This window comes from Pseudocalidococcus azoricus BACA0444 (assembly GCF_031729055.1).
Classification (GTDB): domain Bacteria; phylum Cyanobacteriota; class Cyanobacteriia; order Thermosynechococcales; family Thermosynechococcaceae; genus Pseudocalidococcus; species Pseudocalidococcus azoricus.
In genome coordinates this window covers 1-18,970 of record NZ_JAVMIP010000027.1, presented here as the reverse complement: position 1 = coordinate 18,970, position 18,970 = coordinate 1, and the positions used below count along the sequence as shown (strand labels likewise).

The 18,970-nt window shown below is 48.4% G+C and carries 21 protein-coding genes, 1 tRNA gene and 1 pseudogene; 6 read left to right on the top strand and 17 right to left on the bottom strand.

Annotated elements, in window-relative coordinates; genetic code table 11:
- Positions 1-62: 62 nt before the first annotated feature.
- The 4 genes from RIF25_RS16220 to RIF25_RS16205 form a co-directional block, all read right to left on the bottom strand.
- Positions 63-476 carry a GFA family protein gene (locus RIF25_RS16220; protein WP_322879562.1) on the bottom strand — a complete coding sequence of 138 codons (414 nt, stop codon included), beginning with the start codon at positions 474-476 and terminating at the stop codon, positions 63-65.
- Between the two features lie 68 nt (positions 477-544).
- On the bottom strand, positions 545-769 hold the full coding sequence (locus RIF25_RS16215; protein ID WP_322879561.1) for a hypothetical protein: 225 nt from the start codon (positions 767-769) through the stop codon (positions 545-547).
- Positions 747-968: a hypothetical protein gene (locus RIF25_RS16210; protein WP_322879560.1), complete on the bottom strand. Its 222-nt coding sequence runs from the start codon at positions 966-968 to the stop codon at positions 747-749. Before RIF25_RS16210 ends, RIF25_RS16215 begins: the two co-directional genes overlap by 23 nt.
- Before the next feature lie 3 nt (positions 969-971).
- Positions 972-3,692, bottom strand: coding sequence for a valine--tRNA ligase (locus RIF25_RS16205; protein WP_407682464.1), 2,721 nt, complete (start codon positions 3,690-3,692; stop codon positions 972-974).
- A 224-nt stretch (positions 3,693-3,916) separates the two neighbouring features.
- On the opposite strand from RIF25_RS16205, the gene RIF25_RS16200 reads away from it, so the two are divergent.
- Positions 3,917-4,399: a DUF29 domain-containing protein gene (locus tag RIF25_RS16200; RefSeq protein ID WP_322879558.1), complete on the top strand. Its 483-nt coding sequence runs from the start codon at positions 3,917-3,919 to the stop codon at positions 4,397-4,399.
- A gap of 400 nt (positions 4,400-4,799) precedes the next feature.
- On the opposite strand, the gene RIF25_RS16195 is transcribed toward RIF25_RS16200, so the two are convergent.
- The 4 genes from RIF25_RS16195 to RIF25_RS16180 form a co-directional block, all read right to left on the bottom strand.
- Positions 4,800-5,705, bottom strand: coding sequence for a GTP pyrophosphokinase (locus tag RIF25_RS16195; RefSeq protein ID WP_322879557.1), 906 nt, complete (start codon positions 5,703-5,705; stop codon positions 4,800-4,802).
- Between the two features lie 33 nt (positions 5,706-5,738).
- Positions 5,739-6,089, bottom strand: a complete 351-nt coding sequence (locus RIF25_RS16190) for a DUF2188 domain-containing protein (RefSeq protein ID WP_322879556.1) — start codon at positions 6,087-6,089, stop codon at positions 5,739-5,741.
- An 87-nt stretch (positions 6,090-6,176) separates the two neighbouring features.
- Complete coding sequence (locus tag RIF25_RS16185) at positions 6,177-6,830, bottom strand: Coq4 family protein (RefSeq protein WP_322879555.1); 654 nt, start codon at positions 6,828-6,830, stop codon at positions 6,177-6,179.
- Between the two features lie 572 nt (positions 6,831-7,402).
- Positions 7,403-7,475 (bottom strand) — tRNA-His (locus tag RIF25_RS16180).
- Positions 7,476-7,516: 41 nt separating this feature from the next.
- Here RIF25_RS16180 and RIF25_RS16175 point away from each other — a divergent pair.
- Positions 7,517-7,939 carry a DUF4359 domain-containing protein gene (locus RIF25_RS16175; protein WP_322879554.1) on the top strand — a complete coding sequence of 141 codons (423 nt, stop codon included), beginning with the start codon at positions 7,517-7,519 and terminating at the stop codon, positions 7,937-7,939.
- Positions 7,940-7,947: 8 nt separating this feature from the next.
- Here the strand turns inward: RIF25_RS16175 and RIF25_RS16170 are convergent, their stop codons facing one another.
- Entirely contained in the window at positions 7,948-8,550 is a 603-nt protein-coding gene (locus RIF25_RS16170) for an L-threonylcarbamoyladenylate synthase (RefSeq protein ID WP_322879553.1), read from the bottom strand.
- A 482-nt stretch (positions 8,551-9,032) separates the two neighbouring features.
- On the opposite strand from RIF25_RS16170, the gene dxr reads away from it, so the two are divergent.
- Entirely contained in the window at positions 9,033-10,217 is a 1,185-nt protein-coding gene (dxr, locus tag RIF25_RS16165; protein WP_322879552.1) for a 1-deoxy-D-xylulose-5-phosphate reductoisomerase, read from the top strand.
- Positions 10,218-10,317: 100 nt separating this feature from the next.
- Here the strand turns inward: dxr and RIF25_RS16160 are convergent, their stop codons facing one another.
- The 3 genes from RIF25_RS16160 to RIF25_RS16150 form a co-directional block, all read right to left on the bottom strand.
- On the bottom strand, positions 10,318-10,785 hold the full coding sequence (locus tag RIF25_RS16160; RefSeq protein ID WP_322879551.1) for a hypothetical protein: 468 nt from the start codon (positions 10,783-10,785) through the stop codon (positions 10,318-10,320).
- Positions 10,786-11,097: 312 nt separating this feature from the next.
- The gene (locus tag RIF25_RS16155) at positions 11,098-11,913 is read right to left on the bottom strand and encodes a SirB1 family protein (RefSeq protein ID WP_322879550.1); all 816 of its coding nucleotides are present in this window, start codon (positions 11,911-11,913) and stop codon (positions 11,098-11,100) included.
- Positions 11,914-11,918: 5 nt separating this feature from the next.
- The gene (locus tag RIF25_RS16150) at positions 11,919-12,575 is read right to left on the bottom strand and encodes a pentapeptide repeat-containing protein (protein WP_322879549.1); all 657 of its coding nucleotides are present in this window, start codon (positions 12,573-12,575) and stop codon (positions 11,919-11,921) included.
- A 275-nt stretch (positions 12,576-12,850) separates the two neighbouring features.
- Here RIF25_RS16150 and RIF25_RS16145 point away from each other — a divergent pair, with 275 nt between their 5' ends.
- Positions 12,851-13,570, top strand: a complete 720-nt coding sequence (locus tag RIF25_RS16145; RefSeq protein ID WP_322879548.1) for a DUF1997 domain-containing protein — start codon at positions 12,851-12,853, stop codon at positions 13,568-13,570.
- Here RIF25_RS16145 and RIF25_RS16140 read toward each other — a convergent pair.
- Together RIF25_RS16140 and RIF25_RS16135 are read right to left on the bottom strand one after the other, a co-directional pair.
- Positions 13,464-14,120 carry a bifunctional 4-hydroxy-2-oxoglutarate aldolase/2-dehydro-3-deoxy-phosphogluconate aldolase gene (locus RIF25_RS16140; protein WP_322879547.1) on the bottom strand — a complete coding sequence of 219 codons (657 nt, stop codon included), beginning with the start codon at positions 14,118-14,120 and terminating at the stop codon, positions 13,464-13,466. The genes RIF25_RS16145 and RIF25_RS16140 overlap by 107 nt on opposite strands.
- Before the next feature lie 118 nt (positions 14,121-14,238).
- Entirely contained in the window at positions 14,239-14,748 is a 510-nt protein-coding gene (locus RIF25_RS16135; protein WP_322879546.1) for a hypothetical protein, read from the bottom strand.
- A gap of 177 nt (positions 14,749-14,925) precedes the next feature.
- Between RIF25_RS16135 and RIF25_RS16130 the strand changes: the two genes are divergently transcribed.
- Both RIF25_RS16130 and RIF25_RS17440 read left to right on the top strand, forming a co-directional pair.
- Complete coding sequence (locus tag RIF25_RS16130; protein ID WP_322879545.1) at positions 14,926-16,902, top strand: CHASE2 domain-containing protein; 1,977 nt, start codon at positions 14,926-14,928, stop codon at positions 16,900-16,902.
- Positions 16,903-17,012: 110 nt separating this feature from the next.
- Positions 17,013-17,225, top strand: a complete 213-nt coding sequence (locus tag RIF25_RS17440) for a transposase family protein (RefSeq protein ID WP_407682463.1) — start codon at positions 17,013-17,015, stop codon at positions 17,223-17,225.
- Between the two features lie 95 nt (positions 17,226-17,320).
- Here the strand turns inward: RIF25_RS17440 and RIF25_RS16125 are convergent, their stop codons facing one another.
- From RIF25_RS16125 to RIF25_RS16115, 3 genes and pseudogenes are all read right to left on the bottom strand, one after another.
- The gene (locus RIF25_RS16125; RefSeq protein WP_322879544.1) at positions 17,321-17,542 is read right to left on the bottom strand and encodes a hypothetical protein; all 222 of its coding nucleotides are present in this window, start codon (positions 17,540-17,542) and stop codon (positions 17,321-17,323) included.
- A gap of 143 nt (positions 17,543-17,685) precedes the next feature.
- Entirely contained in the window at positions 17,686-18,498 is an 813-nt protein-coding gene (locus RIF25_RS16120; RefSeq protein WP_322879576.1) for an FAD-binding domain-containing protein, read from the bottom strand.
- An 18-nt stretch (positions 18,499-18,516) separates the two neighbouring features.
- A pseudogene (locus RIF25_RS16115) lies at positions 18,517-18,912 on the bottom strand (cryptochrome/photolyase family protein); the annotation flags it as partial.
- Between the last annotated feature and the right edge of the window lie 58 nt (positions 18,913-18,970).

Below are 18,970 nucleotides of genomic sequence, written 5' to 3'. Positions count from 1 at the left end.
TAACTTGCTTTGTTGGGAAGGGATGACTGCCCCAGCGGAAATGAGCAATCTAGACTCAGGACTTAGGAAATTGAGTCCACCCGCTGCTCCCAGTTTTGACCATCAAAGGGTTTAATTTCAAACTGGATCTGGACTTCCGGCTGCCACCAATTGTCTAAACAGCGTAGATTCACATCGTAATCATTGGGGTGGGAACGGGGGCGATAAAAGGAATGTACCCCACAGGTTTTGCAGAAGTAGTGTTTAGCGATGCCGGTATTAAAGGTATAGGTTGCAAGATGCCCTTCTCCCTGGAGTAACTCAAAATCTTCCGGTGGGACAATCAAATGCAAAAAGCCTTTTTTACTGCAAATTGAACAATTACAATCTACGGCCTGGAATTTTCGCACTATTACCTGAAACCGAATGGCCTGGCAGTGACACCCTCCAGTGAATGTTTTGGATTCTAATCCGTCCGTTGAGTTGCTATCTGTCATCTTAAAATTCCTATCACAATATTCATTCAATCTTTCCCAGTAAACTATAGTTATAATTGAGAATGCCCTCAACTCAGCAAGGTTTCATAGTCATCTCCTTTCTTTAAGGCTAATGCTCGATAACCACCACTTAGACGGGCAGACCAGAGATTTCTTCCCACTTTCTTGAAATGCAAAGAGGGATAAAGGAGATTTCCTTGCCAAAGTTGATAGGCTTTTTGCGCCTGCTCCTTAACTTCTGGATTTAATTCTGCATAGGCTTTCCAAAATTCAGGGGTTGTGTAGAATTTCATCCAGGCCCTTCACTCGATTAGCTGCAATATTGGCCTCAGCCTGAGCAATCAATCTGTCCAATTTACCGGTGACTAGATCAGTCTCAATTTGTTGATCCCAAATCTGATCCAAATAGGCTTGTAACCAAACTGAGAGTTGGCGAACATCAGCTTCAGGGAGTTGTTGAATTGCGGCTTCAATGTCAGATAGGGGAGTCATGAGTTATAACCTCCCTAACCGGGCCTGGAGAATATCAGCTTGTTGTTGGGCAGCAGTGAGGCTGGCTTTGGCCCCTTCGACCACTTCTGGTTTGGCTTTGGCGACAAATCCAGCATTACCTAAGCGCTTCTGGACAGATTCAATTTCCTGAGTCACTTTTTGCAGATCTTTAGTGAGTTTTTCCTGTAGGGCAACCACATCCACAACCCCAGCCAAGGGAATTAACACTTCCACGGTTTCGACAACTCCGGCAAACACTTGTTCATTGGAAGCAGTTTCAGAGGTAATCGTTAAGGTTTCCACACGAGCTAAATGCTCAATATAGGCTTGACCTGATTTGAGAACAGATAATTCCGCTGGGTTTTGGCTTTGAAGAATCGCTGTAATTTTCAGGCCTGGTTTAATTCCGGCTTCAGCGCGCAAATTCCGAATGGTGCGAATCGTTTCCATAATCAATGTGAAATTGGCTTCGAGTTCCCCATCGATCAAACTTACATCCGGTTCGGGATAGGATTGCAAGGCTAGATAGGTGGTGTCCGGGGCCTGGGTGAGGCTGTGCCAAATTTCCTCGGTGATGTGGGGCATGAAGGGATGAAACAGTTTAAGGATTGTTTCCAAGGCCTGGGCTAAGACCTGTTGAGCTATGGTTTTACTAACAGAATCTTCCCCTTGGAGGCGGGGCTTGACCAGTTCAATATACCAATCGCAAAAATCACCCCAAATAAATTCATACAGGCCCTTGGATGCTTCCCCCAGACCATAGTGATCAATCTGCTCACGAGTTGTTTGAATCAGTTGATTGAGTTTGGAAAGCAGCCAACGATCCGCTAATTCTAATTGATTGGGTTCAGGTATTCCTAATTGGGCAGGGGTTTGATTGTCTAAATTCAACAAGACAAACCGCGAGGCATTCCAGAGTTTATTGGCAAAATTCCGGGAGGCTTCCACCGTGGCAGATTCATCGGTTTTGCGGTTGTATTCCATCCGAATATCTTGCCCGGCCCCAACAACTTCTTTGACCAGGGTATAACGCAGGGCATCCGTCCCATATTTATTAATCAACAGCAATGGATCAATACCATTATTAGCCGACTTCGACATTTTCTTGTTGTTTTCATCCCGCACCAGGCCATGGATATAGACATCTTGAAACGGCATTTTTCCCGTGAAGTAACCCGCCATGAGCGTCATCCGGGCCACCCAGAAAAAGATAATGTCAAAGCCAGTGACGAGGGTGGAATTGGGATAGTAGGTGTCAAAGTCAACGGTTTTTTCCGGCCAGCCTAACGTTGAGAACGGCCAGAGTCCAGAGGAAAACCAAGTATCCAACACATCGGGGTCTTGTTCGAGAGTAATGTCATCGCCAAATTTAGCTTTTGCTTTCGTTTCAGCCTCGGCCTGAGATTTTGCCACCACAAAGGGAGTATTATCTGTAATTTCGCCATTGGTTTCACTAACCACATACCAGGCCGGGATTTGATGCCCCCACCACAGTTGCCGCGAAATACACCAATCTTTTAAGTTGACGAGCCAATCCCGATAAACTTTTGTCCAGCGTTCTGGGATAAACCGGGGGGAATTGTTGTCATCTAACTCATGTAAGGTATGGTCAGCCAAGGGGCGAATTTTCACAAACCATTGGGTTGAGAGGAGTGGTTCAACAGCAACTTTCCCGCGATCACTGTAGGGAACGGTATGTTTATAATCCTCAACTCGCACTAAAAAGCCTTGGGCATCGAGAGCTTCAACAACTTTTTTACGGGCGACAAACCGATCTAACCCCACAAACTCCCCAGCATTTTCATTCAATGTGCCATCTTTATTGAGCAAGTTAATCATCGGTAAATTGTGACGTTCACCCATGGCAAAATCGTTAGGATCATGGGCCGGCGTTACCTTAACGCAACCCGTACCAAATTCGGGATCCACATAACTATCGGCAATGATCGGAATTTCCCGATTCATTAAGGGCAAAATCAACGTTTTTCCAACGAGTTGGGTATAGCGACTATCTTCCGGATTCACTGCCACCGCTGTATCGCCCAACATTGTTTCCGGTCGGGTAGTTGCCACTTCTAAATAGCCGGAACCATCACTGACGGGATAACAAAAATGCCACAAATGCCCCTGCACTTCCTTGTTTTCCACTTCCAAATCTGAAACCGCCGATTGACTGGCCGGACACCAGTTGACCATGTACTGGCCTCGATAAATCAACCCATCCTCGTAGAGCTGGACAAAGGCCTCCAAGACCGCCGCCGACAGGCCCGCATCCATCGTGAACCGTTCCCGACTCCAATCCACCGACAGGCCCAGCCGCCGCAGTTGCCCAACTATGGTGCCGCCCGATTCCTCTTTCCAGGCCCAGGCCCGCTCTAAATACTGTTCCCGCCCGACATCGGCCCTGGTTTTTCCGGCTGCGGTTAATTCCCGATCCAAAATCGTACTCACGGCAATGCTGGCATGATCGGTTCCTGGCAACCACAGGGTATTGCGGCCAATCATCCGGTGATAGCGAATCAGAACATCAATCAAGGCGTGCTCAAAGGCGTGACCCATGTGCAAACTGCCCGTGACGTTGGGGGGTGGGATGACAATACAGTAGGGTTCACCCGGATGGTTGGGATCTGCTTGGAAGGCCTGGTGGGTTTCCCAGAGTTCTTGCCATTTGGCTTCCGTGGCCTGGGGGGTGTATTGGCTGGGCAGAGGGGCGGGGGTGGTCATGGAGGCGGCACATTCTATAATGCTCACCTATTTTACCTGGCTGCCGTTGGCCTGGTTGGGCCTGGGATACATTGGGATGCTGAGGTGACTGACCGATCCTTTTACTTTGTTAGTTATTTGAAGGATGTTGAGTCTTTTCGGGGCCTGGGTTAGAGTCAGGACAGTAGTTTTATATCCGAATCAGGCCTGGGTTGAAGACCCCGCGATAATTTGGTCATTAATTTATGGTTGCTAACCCTTCACGATCTCCAGCAGAGCTAACATCTGTCGCATCGTTATATGAGCAAGATTATCTTATCTGGCTTGAAAAAACAGTGGGTCAACTAGAGTCTCAGGTCTTTTCAGAACTTGATTTAGAAAATCTAATTGAGGAACTTAGCGATTTGGGTAAAAGTCATAAAAATGCTGCGGCTAGTTATCTCATGCGGATTTGCGAACATTTACTCAAGATCAAATACTGGGATTCGGAACGGGAGCATTGTTATCCTGGGTGGCGGCGGGAAATTAGAAACTTTCGGATTGAGCTTCATAAATTATTGCAAAATAGCCCAAGTTTAAAACGATTTCTGGAATCTGAATTTAATACCCAGTACCGGCATGGACGTGACCTTTTTTTGGATGCAAGTAATTTACCCAAAGAGTTAGTTCCTGAACAGCCTAAATTTACGCTCGAGCAGGCCCTTGATGCAGACTGGTTTCCCATCTAATTAGAAGGCTTGGTGGGTTCCCCAGAGTTCTTACCATTTGGCTTCCGTGGCCTGGGGAGTGTATTGGATAGGCAGAAAGGCGAGTGTGGTCATGGAGGCAGCAAACTCAATTTCATAAAATGCTTAGTTATTCTAACCACCCGTTAAGTACCTCAAGTAGGCCGATTTATGATGGGGGGGCTATAAAAAACAGGAATGATTCGTGAGAACAGTAAAAATTATTTATGATTCAGAAAGTTTGACCTCAAGCTAGATTAAATGTACGGCTATTCCTTGCTAAATCCCGCAAAAGCAAATCATCCTGACAAATGAAGACGGACTGCTATAACTCAGCTTTAGTGTGTAGTAAATACATGGAAATATTGAATAAGCTAGTAAGATCAAATATGACTTAAACAGGCTATTTTAGTTCATCCAGCGATTGAATTAGCTCTTTTGTCGATTCATATCGAAGACCGAACAAAGTATAAAAGCTATAAATTGGCATCTTTGCAACAAAATTGACAAGGGCTTTCACACTTTCTGCATCCATGTTAATGATCTGTTCACGCATAGCCATTATGTCTTTCCTTTTTAGGAAGTTCTGTAATTTTCCGTTTGTATCACAGCCTACATCAATTAACATTCTTACAAGATCAACCGAATCCCTCAACTGAATGGTTTCACCAAGGGTATCATTAACAATTTTTTGGCAAGAGAATGGAGTAATCGGATCATCAGGTTTTGAAGACAGAGATGATTGGATAACTTGCTGTTGCAGTTGGTTAATCCTCTGATCGATATCATGTAATTCATTAGATATTCTTTGAAAATCTGATAACCATTCCTTCGATAGTTCAAGATTAGCTTTATATATCCAAGCTCTTGAAATATAATTAAAAGTGCTTTGCAAAAGAGTGAGGACTTGGACTTCTACACAGGTTGGATACATAGAACGGGAATAGTGTCCAGAAAACTCTAATACTAAGTGTCTTGCCCGATAGCCATTTGCTCTTTCGATTGTCTTATCTGACTCGATTATGAGATCTTTTGAATCAGATTTACGAGAAAAAAAGCGAGCGATCACATCAACCTCATCTATAGTTGAAACAACAACCCTAATACCAGCAATGTCATGCATTTCATGAATTTTAAGATTAAGCCTCTTCGACTTTTCTATTGCACTTTGATAAGTTTTAAGTCGACTAGTTAAGGTGTAAATATTAATTCCAACTAAATCTTCTATAAAAAACTCAAGTTCTAACATTAACTGTCGTAATACCCGATCGTAAGGTCTACGAAAACGATAAAACTCACTACTATTCATTAAATAGTACTCACTAACATAATTTTAAAACCATTATATGTATTCTTCCAGGCCTTCAATGGGATCATCAAATTCTGGTGGAATTACAATTAGCCCTCGGGCACAACCAAAGCCACGTAGCATTTTAATGTCATCTTGTCTTAAGCTTTCAGGTTTTGGTGAGATAGGCTGTTTCTTACTTTTCTGATGCTGACGATGGATACTCACCTTACCTCCTGATTCCTGAGTGAGATTTCGGGCAAACTGGATCGCCTCTTTCTGGGTTAAAAAGGCTTGAATGGTTTTTCTGATTCCCTCTTGTTTAACTTGCCAACCACCGCCAGGCCTGGGGCAAACATAATAAGTGATGTTGTTTTTTTGAGAAATAATTTTCCTGGGTCTCATAAAGCTTCGGCAAATTTCAGGCGTGCTGTTATCTTAACCAAAAATCAAGTGTGCAGCCGCAGTCAGAATTAGTCCCAGGCCCCGCTTCTAAGCAACCTTTACCTGTAATTCTGACCGCCACTGAGTCACTGGTTTTTCCCAGGCCGCTTCCCACTTCTGCCCCAAAAATGGCCCCACCTGCCGCCCCATTTCATACCCCTGATAGATAGTTTGCACCCTCTGATCCAGATCCTCAGGATGCTTAATAGCTGACATCACACCGGCCACCAAAATCAAAATCGCACTGGGGTAATGCATTTGGGCAAAACCAAAGGCCTGGAGCGCGAGTTCACCCAATTCATCGGTTCCCCACCCTGTCACAATATGCCAAATATCGTGGGTCTGCCGGACTCGCAACCGGATATAGTCTAAGACCTCCGTTGTCGGTACAACCCGATAGAAATTGGGATCAAACCCAGCATTGGTAAGCATACTGGCATATTGGTAGCCAAGAGATTCCGGGGGCAGTTGCAGCAGGGCTGGCATATCAGGTTGAGGGGCTACATATCGCTCATCAATTAAGGCAGCCACTTCAGGAATGGATTGGAGATAATCCACACAGGCCTGCATCGCTTCCGTATTACGCAAGGCATCATTAATGTCAAAAACCGATTTGAGACTGGTCGAGTCCTGGATCAGGCCAAATACACCGACAGCTGATTTCATTAAATCTTCGTGCATCTGAGCATTGAGTTCAAACATAGCTACAGCCTGATTAAAGAGAACTTGATTGTTATAGGTTAGATTATTTGGCGGGTGGGAGTTCGAGGGCAAGCTCAATGATGCTCACCTATTTTACCTGGCTGGTGTTGGCCTGGTTGGGGCTGCCCTCAATCAAGGGACGGGCAAATTTACCAAAGTTGCTGGACACCATAGACATCAAATTTAGCATCAACCGAAATAATTGAGCATCAACGCCATTGGGTCTTGGATGTGGCCTTTAGGAAAGAGCATTCCTGCATGCACAAAGACTATGCCCCTAAAAACGTTGCTTTGATTTGACATAGAACTCTCAATCTCTTACGACAAGATTCCTCGACCCAGGTTGGACTGAAGTTAAAACGACTCAAAGCTGGATGGAACAATGATTACCTCTTTCAGATACTTGTAGCTTGAGTATGGGTTTCCCCTGGATAGTTGACATAGAAAATACGACCAGGATAGAAATCTATGGAGAATCCAAACGATCTTTACAAGACTTAAATAAACTTAAGAGTTTTCTGCTCAACGATTAGATTTGGATAGACTGAGTGAAGTCAGGGAAATTTTAAGAGGGCGAACGATGGGACTCGAACCCACGAATGGTGGAACCACAATCCACTGCCTTAACCACTTGGCTACGCTCGCCGCAGATGTCGCTAATCTCTGATTATATCAGATACTTAATCATGGATCGTCCTTCGCTTATTTCTGCTCACCCTCTACCACCGCGGCAGTCTCGCCCCAAAAGCTTGGCCTGGGTGGTCATGCTGAGCTTGGGTCTGGTTGGATTTAGTGTGGTTGCAACACTGACAAACCCGGATCAAGCTGCCTATGAAACCTATCTCAGTCACCAGGCTCTGAGTCAGTTAGAAACTCAATTTTGCTCACCAACCTCAACAACCGATCGTTTGGGGCTAGGGCAGTTTGTTCAACAAGGCTGTCAATCCCTACTCCAACAAGGGCAACACCCCCTCAAGGAACTGATTGGCTACCATACAACGCGCCATAATCTTGGCCTGGTCAGTCTTTATACAACAGAGTTGCCAGCGGTAACCCGTAAAAAGATTTGGGCCATTGGCTTTTTGGGACAGATTTATTTACTGCAATAATTTATATCCTATACCTGAAGGAATTTTTCACCGGGAATGCTACCTTGCCGCAAACAAACCCAGCCAGTACCGTTCCATTTAATCACTGTTGAAGGTATCGCTGCTTCTGGGGCAGGTGGCCAGGAGTCCTCAGATACGGTAAAAACCTGGGGAAAGTGTTGCTGAATTTCTAGGTAGGTTAATAAGGGGGGCTGCCCAGAAGGATTGATGCTGGTGGTTGCCAAGGGGCCAGTCTGGTTAAGAATATCTCGAGCCATATCTGAATTGGGAATCCGCAGGCCAATGGTGGTTGGATTTTCCGGGTTCATAGCTAGGGGTAAGCGGGGGCTAGCAGGGAGAATAAGGGTTAATGCGCCTGGCCAGTAGGTTGCTGCAATGGATTGCCAAATCTCCCAGGCCTGGGCACTCCCTTCGACATAGGGCCACAAACTTTCTGGAGACGCTCCCATGAGAATTAGAGGCTTATCGGACTGGCGTTGCTTGGCCTGGTAAATTAGTCCGGCTTGATCTGGACGGCAGGCCAAGGCAGGCACCGTATCTGTCGGAAAGCTAATCAGGTGTTCACCGGAGCGCACCGCAGCGATTAGAGCCAAAAAAGAAATTGCAGCCATGATTGCCCTTAAGCAGCGTCAAAAAAACCGTCCGTTTCGTGGCGGAGTCAGTGACTAAAAGGATACTAGGAAAGAAATAATTAAGGAAGCAATCAAGGCACAAGCCGTCAAAAACAGGGAAGACTTCAAGGATTGAGTGTACATAGACATAGGACAACGATGAATAGTAGCTAGGGTTGGGTTGATTGAGTTCTTTGCAGGCTGCGGCAATTGTGACTAGCAATAGTTTCCGTATCTGCTTTGTTAGCCGCATCACAAATTTTAGCGTAGAGATTAGTGTAATTGTCAGCTTCTGATGGATCCGGCCGTTACAGAAACTTCTACCCCCTCAAGGCGCAAGTCGGTGGAAAAATTCTATGATCTCAACTAAAATTAATCGTCACCTAGGTAATTCACCCAAATCAGGTTCCCCATTGCGCGCGGGGCCTAATCCCTTGTAGATATGGGATGTGAAAATTTGATTAAGGGCGGCAGAAACCACGGTGAAAGCAATTACACTCTTAGGCTCAACTGGCTCGATTGGCACTCAAACCCTGGATATTGTTGCCCATCACCCAGATAAGTTTCGGATCGTTGGCCTGGCGGCTGGTCGGAATTTAGAGTTATTCATTCCCCAGGTACGGCAGTTTCGTCCAGAAATCATTAGCATTGCTGACCCCAACCAAAAACAAGCCTTGTTAGATGGACTCGTAGGTTTAGACTCCTTACCCAAAATTGTTTTTGGAGCCGAGGGGATTGCCGAAGTGGCCGCCTATGGCGATGCCCAGGCCGTGGTGACAGGAATTGTTGGCTGTGCCGGATTATTACCCACAATTGCGGCGATTAAGGCAGGAAAGGATATTGCTCTTGCGAATAAGGAAACCCTGATTGCCGGTGGGCCCGTGGTGCTGCCTCTGGTTGAGGAGTATGGGGTAAAACTATTGCCAGCGGATTCGGAACATTCGGCCATTTTCCAATGTTTACAAGGGGTTCCGACTGGGGGTTTACGGCGGATCATCCTGACCGCATCGGGGGGGGCCTTTCGGGATTGGCCGGTGGAAAAACTGAATCAAGTCACTGTCGCTGATGCCCTCAAACATCCCAACTGGTCGATGGGGCCGAAGATTACCGTTGATTCAGCCACCCTAATGAACAAGGGCCTGGAAGTAATTGAGGCTCACTATTTATTTGGGGCCAGTTATGACCAGATTGATATTGTGATCCATCCCCAAAGCATTATTCATTCCTTAATTGAGTTACAAGATACCTCGGTACTGGCTCAGTTAGGTTGGCCAGATATGCGCTTGCCATTGCTCTACGCCTTGTCTTGGCCAGAGCGAGTTGCTACAGATTGGTCTCCCTTAGATTTGGTCAAGTCTGGAGATTTAACGTTCCGGACTCCCGACCACCAAAAATACCCCTGTATGAACTTGGCCTATGGGGCTGGGCGAGCTGGAGGAGCAATGCCCGCGGTGCTGAATGCGGCCAACGAACAGGCAGTAGCTCTATTTTTGGATGGTCAAGTTGATTTTCTAGATATTCCTCGCTTAATTGAACTAACCTGTAGCCAATTTGAGCACCAAAACATCCCAGCCCCAGGCCTGGCGGATATTCTCCATGCCGATCAGTGGGCCCGGGCCAGAGTACAAGACCAGGCCAAAAGAGCTAAACCCGCCGTACTGATTTGAAGTTTTGCCCCAAGCCAAGCAACCAGGGAGAAAACCCCAGCCCAATTGTTCCCAAGCCAAAGTCTTCTCCCCTAGATTTGGAGCTTGTAGCGGAGGTTGCCTAGAAACGGGCAGGCACAGGCCGGGCCGGAGGTTGATAGACAGGGGGAAAATAAACGGGTGGGGGTGGGGTCATGGGGGGTTGCACCGATATCTGGCAAGGGGGCATTTGACCGGCCATGGTTTCACAGAAGGGGGTATCTAAATCAGGGGTGCGGGCAATACTCGGTGAGGCTTGTTGACGCAAAAGATCCCGATAGAGGGCATTAACCCGTTTGCCTGTCCAGAAAATATCGTTATCTTTGTAGGTTGGGGCTCCAAACAGAAAGATGGCATCCCCTTCCAGAGTGGCGACATCATCCCAAAAGGTTGTTTCTCCATCAATCCGGGTTGCCGCTTCCGGGATAATCGGTTGATTGATGGGTACTTCCGCAGGATTAAAATTACGACTTTGGGCCTGGGCGATAACGGCACTGCCACTCCAGGCCAAGAGTGCTGTGGCTAATACTGTGGTCAATCTCACACCCATGATCTTGCTCCTTTGGTAGGGGGCGACTAAGAACAATGCAACTAAGTACCCCATGTTGAGCTTGATAGCGGCCCAACTCTAGGCTCCATTTTTTAGTTTAGAAGTGAGGTCGCGAACTATTCAGCTTGGATGTGCAGGTTTATGATTGGTTGTTGATCCAGAATAACTGGCATAGACTGACCACTATGGCCTGACACCGGCTGGCCGGAGAGAATCGCAACCTGAGACAGAGGACTCATAAAGCAGTTCTTGACTTGCCCTAATCAGAGTCCTAAATGAGCAATGCCATGGCTGAGGGAGGGTGTTCTGGCCCTAGTCATCAATCATTTGGCGGAGAATGTCTTGAATCAGGGCCTGTTGTTCCAGGGAAGGCCGGGTGGCCAGATAATCCAGTAAATCCGCCCGCGCCGCTCGCCACCGCCCCAAGTGATAGGACAAAATTCCCCGATCTCGTAATTCATCCGGGGCCTGGGGAGACACGAGCAGAATCCGTTCCACTGCCCCTAGACAGCGTTCTAAATCCCGTTGCTCTAGGTAAATTCGCTTCAGGTTACTAAGCATCCGAATTAGAAATTGCTGAGGAGTGACGGCCTGGAAAAACTCGGGACGCAAGGGAACAGCCTGTTGAAAAATTTCCGCCAAGCGGGCCTGGCAATCCTGAGCAAACAATATTTCCCCGTTATGAAAGACATCAATGTGGATCTCGACATCGGGTAGATCAGGACGAATTAAAAAATGTCCCGGAAACCCCACCCCAACCATGGGAAAGTCAACTCGCCGGGCCACCTCTAAATAGACCAATGCCAAGGTAATGGGAATGCCCGTTCGCCGCTCCAGGACACGGTTGAGAAAACTATTTTCCGGATTGTAATAGTCGGCTGTATTCCCAGAAAACCCTAGCTCACCATAGAGATAATCATTGATTGTGCCAATGATCCGCAGGGGATAGCGTTCCGTGGGGAGGCGTTTTTTAACGGATTGCCCCAGAAATTCTAAGTGTTGGATATAGTCCTCCACCAGTAGTTCGGGATACTCCTCTTTGGCAATGTAAAGCGCGGCTCTAGCTAAATTCAGGGGAGACTCATGCAGGGTGCGAAAAAAGTCGCGGCGGGTGGGTGAGAGTTCCATAGTTTCTAGCAGTAAAGTCGGCCATCGGGCATGGTTGCGCCCCGGAAGCTGGTCTTTTCGATTTCGGCATGACTGAGATTCGCCCCCCGAAAGTTGGCCCGACAGGCATTGGTTTTAATCAGGTTAGCTTGGACAAGAATGGCATCGGTTAAGTTGGCATCAATCAAGCTGGCGGACTCTAGAACGGCTTCAGTTAGGATGGCCTGGCTGAGGTTGGTTTGCATCAGGTTGGCCTGGAGGCAGTTAGCCCGCGTCAGATTGGCCCGTTCAAGGGTCGCGGCGGACAGGTTGGCGCGGCGAATTAAGGCTCCAACTAAGTTGGCATCCCGTAAATCTGCTAAGGAAAGGTTAGCCCGATAGAGATCGCTGCCCGCCAAGGTGGCCCAGGCCAAGCAGGCCCCACTGAAATTTGCTTCAATCAGGTCAGCCATGTAAAGATTGGCGCGGTAGAGGTAGGCTGAGGCTAAGTATGCTCCCCGAAGATCGGCCCCCGCCAGTAAGGCTGATTCCAGATTGGTATGACTTAGATTAAAACGAGCGAGGTCAGTCCCGGTCAGATCAGCCTGTCCTAGATCCGGCTTAACCCCTGGAGATTGCTCTCGCCAATGGTTCCAGGCCTGGCATCCTTGCTCCAAAATGTTGAGATGCTCAGAGTTCGGCATGGCTGGGGAGGAGAGATTAAACGTTACTGCTAAGTTGACGAAAAGAGACAAATCAACACATTAAATGGTTGAGAATGGTTGAGTTAGAATCATATCAACTCTTAATTTTGCCATCATTATGGAAGTCTTAGTCAGTTCTCCACCCGGAAATGTAGGGTAATGGAGGAAGATTTCAGTTCAGTAATTCTCTGGCTATTCATAAGCAAATTTAAATTGGGACATTGAATAAAGCCGCTAAGATTGTAGTCACCTGTGCTGAGTCTTCTGTGTGATCGATGTCCACCTCTGAACATCCCCAGGCCCCAGAAACCGAGATGTCCCCCTTGGAGCCACTGACGTTTCGGACAAGTTTCAAAGGCTGGATGGAAATGTATGCCCCAGTCCCAGAGGTTGAGGCCTATTTAGATGCCCATCAGGGATGGTTTGTCCGCTGTGCCCGCCCGATGCAGGCTGAACCGATTGGCCAGACGGGCTATATCTTAACCATTGGCCGGTTTGGTTCCTTTGGTTATACCGTAGAGCCGAAAATTGGTTTGAATCTTTTGCCGGAAGATGATCGGGTGTATCGGATTCAAACCATTCCAGTCCCGGATCAGCCCTACTTAAACTACGAGGTGGACTTCCAGGCCGCGATGACGCTTCATCCCCGCTCCGTTAATGCGAATGATCAGGAGTTGCTGGGGTTGAATATCCGAGACTATACCCATGTGACTTGGGATTTAAATTTAGAGGTAGAGATTGTCTTTCCCAGATTTATTTATCGCCTGCCCCAACGGTTATTGCAATCCACAGGAGATCGGATATTAGCTCAAATTGTTAAACAGGTCTCCCATCGCCTCACAGCTAAGGTTCAGGATGATTTTCACAAAACCCTGGGCTTAAAACTGGTTAAACGTCCCCATCGGCAACGGTTTCATGCGACTCACCTGCCCTCCCCAAACGGCTCTGGAGTTGCACCGCTAATTGATAAATTGCCGCCCAATCCTGATCTATAACTAAGTGTTTCGGAAATAAACTGCTGGATAGGCCCACGGCAATAGCTCCGGCGGCGAGGAAGTCTTGGGTATTTGCGAGGGTGACTCCCCCTGTGGGAATTAAGGGAATATGCCCCAATGGCCCTTGCAAGGCGCGCAGGTAATTCACTCCCCCCACCGCCTGAATTGGAAAAACTTTCACACAAGTTGCCCCCGCCTCCCAGGCCTGGACAATTTCACTGGGGGTTAAGGCACCGGGAATAATTGGGGTTTGGGCAGTGCGGGCCTGGTGGATCAGGGCAACATCCACATGGGGGGTAAAAATAAATTGACTGCCAGCGGCGATGGCATCAGTTAAGGCAGTGGCCTGGAGAATTGTTCCGGTGCCAATCTGACAGTCGGGAAAGTTGGCCCGCAGTTGGCTAATCACTTGGGGAGCTTGGGGGGTGTTCCAGGTAATTTCAATCACGGTCAGGCCGGCCTGGGCAACAGTTTTGGCCATCTGCTGGGCCTGGTGGGGAGTTTCAGCCCGAATCACGGCAATCAAGGGTTGTTGGGGAAAGGAGGACATGGACGAGGGGGGTGGGATGGGAGAACAATCTCGCGCCGATAAATTAGACGCTGGACTGCTGAAAACAAGTTAGGAGGACAGTCTTAATTTTTTAGTTATAGGAATAGCCAAGGGGAGATTATTCATCCTCATAGGCCTGGAGATACAGAGGCGATTGGTTTTGTAAGAGTCGCTCGGCCTGGCGGACTTGGGATTCGTTCCCCGTGACCACAATCAAATAATTGCCCTGGCGTAATCGCGCTTGAAAGGGAGTCCCCGATCTGCCGCTCAGGATAACTTTTAAGCCCCCCCCAACGGTTAAACTGCCCAGGCCCCCCGCAATCGCGCCAAAAATTCCGCCAATAATACTGTTATCTAAGGCAGTTAATCCGGTGAGGATTTGAATCTGGGTGACTTGGTTAAAGGTAAACCCGGCGAAGAAGCCAAAGGGAACTAACCAGACCAGCATCCGTTGCATTTCCCGCCGCGCTGCTAAAAAAGGATCGTAGAGGGCCTGGAGTTGATCAATCGTCTTATACCCACCACCGTAAACACTGACGCGCTCCTGGGGATAATCAGCCATTTCAAGCGTAGTATAAGCAGCTTCGGCGGTAAATCGCTCCGGAAACGTAGCCACAAGGTAATTCATGAACAGATCACTCCTCCAATCACAATAAAACTCCGCTCACGGGCTACTCTCTGAAAAACTATGCCGATGACTCTCTTATTCTTGCAAACTGAGTTTAGGGTAGTGTCATGGAAAATCGTTAAAAAATCATCATTTGTATTGATCCTGAGGTAGGTTCCCTTGACTTGGCGGTTGAAATTGTCCCATGTTACTCAACGCCTTTCTCCGGCGGATTGGGGACAACTGTTGTCGGGCCTGGTGGTGCTGCTGGCAACGGTGATTTCGACTGGATTGATCGTGGGAGTCCGGGGCCTGAGCGGTTTGGAGTCTTTGGAGTTGGCTGCCTATGACCGGTTGATCCAACTGCGCCCTGAGCCTATGCCTGACCCTCGCATTATTGTCGTTGGCATTACAGAAGCCGATATTCAGAGCACAAAAACCTGGCCCTTACCGGATCAAGCCTATGCCGAGCTACTCAGGAAATTACTAGCTGCTCAACCCCGAGCGATCGGCTTAGATATTTATCGAGATCTTCCCCTCCCCCCAGGCCATGCCCAACTCAACCAACTCTTCCAAGCCTCCGACCGGATTTTTGCCGTCACGAAAATTGGTGATGAGACCCATCCGACTATCAATGCCCCCAGTGGCCTATCCCCCCAACAGGTGGGTTTTAATGACGTGATTGTGGATGCGGGGGGAATTGTCCGCCGGAATATTTTATTCATGGAAGGGGAATCAGGAACCCTATTTTCCTTTTCACTGCGGTTAGCCTTGCGCTATCTCCAAGATGAACAAATTCGCCCTCAGGCCAACCCCAACAATCCCCAAGAAATGCAACTGGGGGCAACCATTTTTCAACCCCTCCAACCCAACTCCGGTGCCTATGTCCAGGCCGATACCCAAGGCTATCAAGTCATGCTCAACTATCGGGGGAATAATAGGGCGATCACCTGGGTGTCCCTGGGGGATGTTTTGGCGGGGCGGGTTAATCCCAGTTTGATTCAGAACCGTGTGGTGTTGATTGGGACATTGGCTGAGAGCGGTAAGGACTTTTTCTATACCCCCTTTAGTTCTGGGCTACAGGATGACCAACGGATGCCGGGGGTGATTGTTCATGCCCAAATGGTCAGCCAATTTCTTGATGCTGGGGCCGGCAAACCCGCTACCTTTTGGTATTGGTCATGGCCCGTTGAGCTAGTCTGGATTGCCCTTTGGGCTGGTTTGGGGTCACTCCTGGCCTGGGGATTTCGCCAACCTTGGTTAATTGGGTTTGGGGCCGTTCTCAGTTTAGGGAGTTTGTTTGGGATTGCCTATGGGCTGTTTTTGCACTTGGGTTGGATTCCTCTCGTCCCGCCGGCCTTGGCGTTTGCTATTTCCGGCGCAAGTGTGATTACCTACACCGCCCAACAGGCTCAACAACAGCGGCAAATGGTGATGCGGCTTCTCGGTCAAAGTACCTCCCCAGAAATTGCGGCCACCCTCTGGCTCCGGCGGAACGAACTCCTTCAAGATGGTCGCTTACCGGGGCAAAAACTGGTGGCGACCTTGCTATTTACAGATCTCAAAGGCTTTAGTACCATTTCCGAGACCATGGCCCCAGAAGACCTCTTACCTTGGCTGAATGACTATCTGGAAAAAGTTGCCGATATTGTCCAGGCCCATCAAGGGGTGATTAATAAATTTACGGGGGATGGAATTATGGCTGTGTTTGGTGTCCCGATTCCCCGCACCGATGCGGCTGAGATTGCCCAGGATGCCCAAAACGCCGTAGATTGTGCCTTGGCTTTGGGGGAATCCTTAGGGGAATTAAACCAGGCCTGGAGCCGTCAAGGGTTACCCCAGGTGGGAATGCGGATCGGAATTTTTACTGGGCCCATTGTTGCGGGCAGTTTAGGGAGCAAAACTCGCTTGGAGTATGGGGTGATTGGGGATAGTGTCAACACCGCCTCTCGCCTTGAAAGTGTAGATAAACATCGCCATCCCACTCCCTGTCGGATTTTAATTGCGGCGGAAACCCTCGCCTATGTTCCAGATCGCTATCAAGTCGAGGCCTGGGGGGCATTGGAACTCAAAGGTAAGGAACATAAAATTCAAGTCTATCTGGTACAAGGACATCGCCAACCCCAACCCAGGCCTGGACGCTCTTTGGATGCCAAGAAGTCACCTGCAACTTGAGTTAACTATCACACAGGACGGGAGTTTTAATGCTAATTGTCAGGTTGTAGCTCAGGGCAATCGCATACTCAGAGAAGTAAAGATGGGAGGGTAGAGTTATCAAACTAGCTATGACTCCGGTTACGGAATCGGGTTCAATCTTGCAAGAGCACTTCCAGAGTCTAGAAGACCCAAGAGCCTTGAATCTATTAGAGCATCAGCTTCTGGAGATTATTGGGTTAACCATCTGCGCCGTCATTTGCGGAGCGAAGACATCATCACCATTGATGGCAAGACCGTGGGTCACTCCTAGGACTGGGGCGGGAAAAAAGGAGCCATACTGACCAGTTAGAAAAATCACAGGGTGAGTGCGTGGACGAGTCAAAAGCGACTCAAGGCTGGATGGGACAATGATTATCTTGCTCGTATCCTTGTGGCTTCAGTATGCGTTTCCCCTAGCAACGTAGCGTTCCGTGATTAACTCAGCAACCTTTGGGATAGATTGTAGGTATTGGATACAGGCCTGCATGGCTTCCGTATTCCGCATGGCATTATTAATATCAGACACTGATTTCAGGTTGGTTAAGTCTTGGGTTAGCGGAAACACACCCACCGCCGCCTTCATCAAGTCTTCGTGCATCTGAGCGTTAACTTCAAGCATTCCCCAGTCTCCAAATGTGAGATTAATGGTTCAACCCAGATTTTCCCACTAACGTAATCCCCTCAACCATTTTCCTAACCCTGGATAGCCTGTTTTTGGATCGGCCTCATTGTCGGAGTCGGGAGCAACAGAGCAATTTTTCATTAAACCGTCAGATTTGCAATGGCCTGCTCTGCTAATCCCAAAATCCGTTGTTTGCGGGTGAGTTCCAAGCGGTCAAAGGTTCGCAGCATGGTTAACAGGCGTGGGTTCTGGGCCAAGTAATCCCGTTTAGCGTCCACAAATCGCCAATACAGCCCATCCCAAACCTCTTGCCAGGCCCCAGTGGGATAGTCGCCCATTTTGCGTAAATAATTCGAGCCAGAAATGTAGGGTTTGGTCATCATTCGCCCCCCATCGGCAAACTGCCCCATCCCATAGACGTTGGGCCCCATCACCCAGTCCGCCGAATCCACAAACCAGGCCATAAACCAGGTAAACACCGCGTTGGGAGCAATTTCACAAAGCAACATAGCATTACTAATCACCATTAGCCGCTCAATATGATGAGCATAGCCCCGCAGTTTTAAGCCTTCAATCACCCGATCCACTGGGACTAAGCCTGTTGTTCCGGTTTGCCAGGCCCCGCTTAATTGCCGTTGATGGTTAAAAAAGTTGCTGGTTTCCTGTTGCGATCCCACGGCCCAGTAAGCCCCCCGGACATATTCCCGCCAACCAATGATTTGTCGAATAAAGCCTTCGAGGGAATTTAAGGGGACAGGATGCCCAGCGATAAAGTCTAGAGTTGCGGTTAAGACCTGTTGGGGAGTCAGTAAACCAAGATTCAGCAGGGGAGAGAGGACAGAATGAAATACAAAGGGGCTGCGGCTGGGTAAGGCATCTTCGTAGGGGCCAAACTGGGGCAAACGGGCACTTAAAAATTCTAGCAACCAGGCCTGGGCGGCACTATGGGTCACAGGCAACCAAAAATCCTCCGTCCGGCCAGGGTGCAACGGGAACAGCTGATCCACAAGTTGGGCCACGGTTTTAACAGTCTCAGTCCAGGCCGGGAACGTCACATCCGGTACAATCACATCCCCAGGAAGCCGCCGCCGATTATCCTGATCAAAACTCCACTGGCCCCCCTCGGGTTGGCCCGCTTGATCGAGTAATATCCCTAGCCGCTGCCGTTGCTTTTTATAAAAATTAGCCATGAACAAGCGTTTACGCCCCTGGCCAAGTCCGGGAAATTCGTCACGGCTGGTTAAAAACATCGGTGTGGGATAAATAATCAACCGAATGGCCTGGGCCTGGCAGAACTGGACAAGCCGTTGACTAAAGTTGCGATCCTCAATTTCGTAGGTATGGATCTCCTGATCTTGAGTCTGGTGGAGGGCCCTTGCACTTACAGCGTATTCTAGAACTTTATGGTACGATTCCCGAGATTAA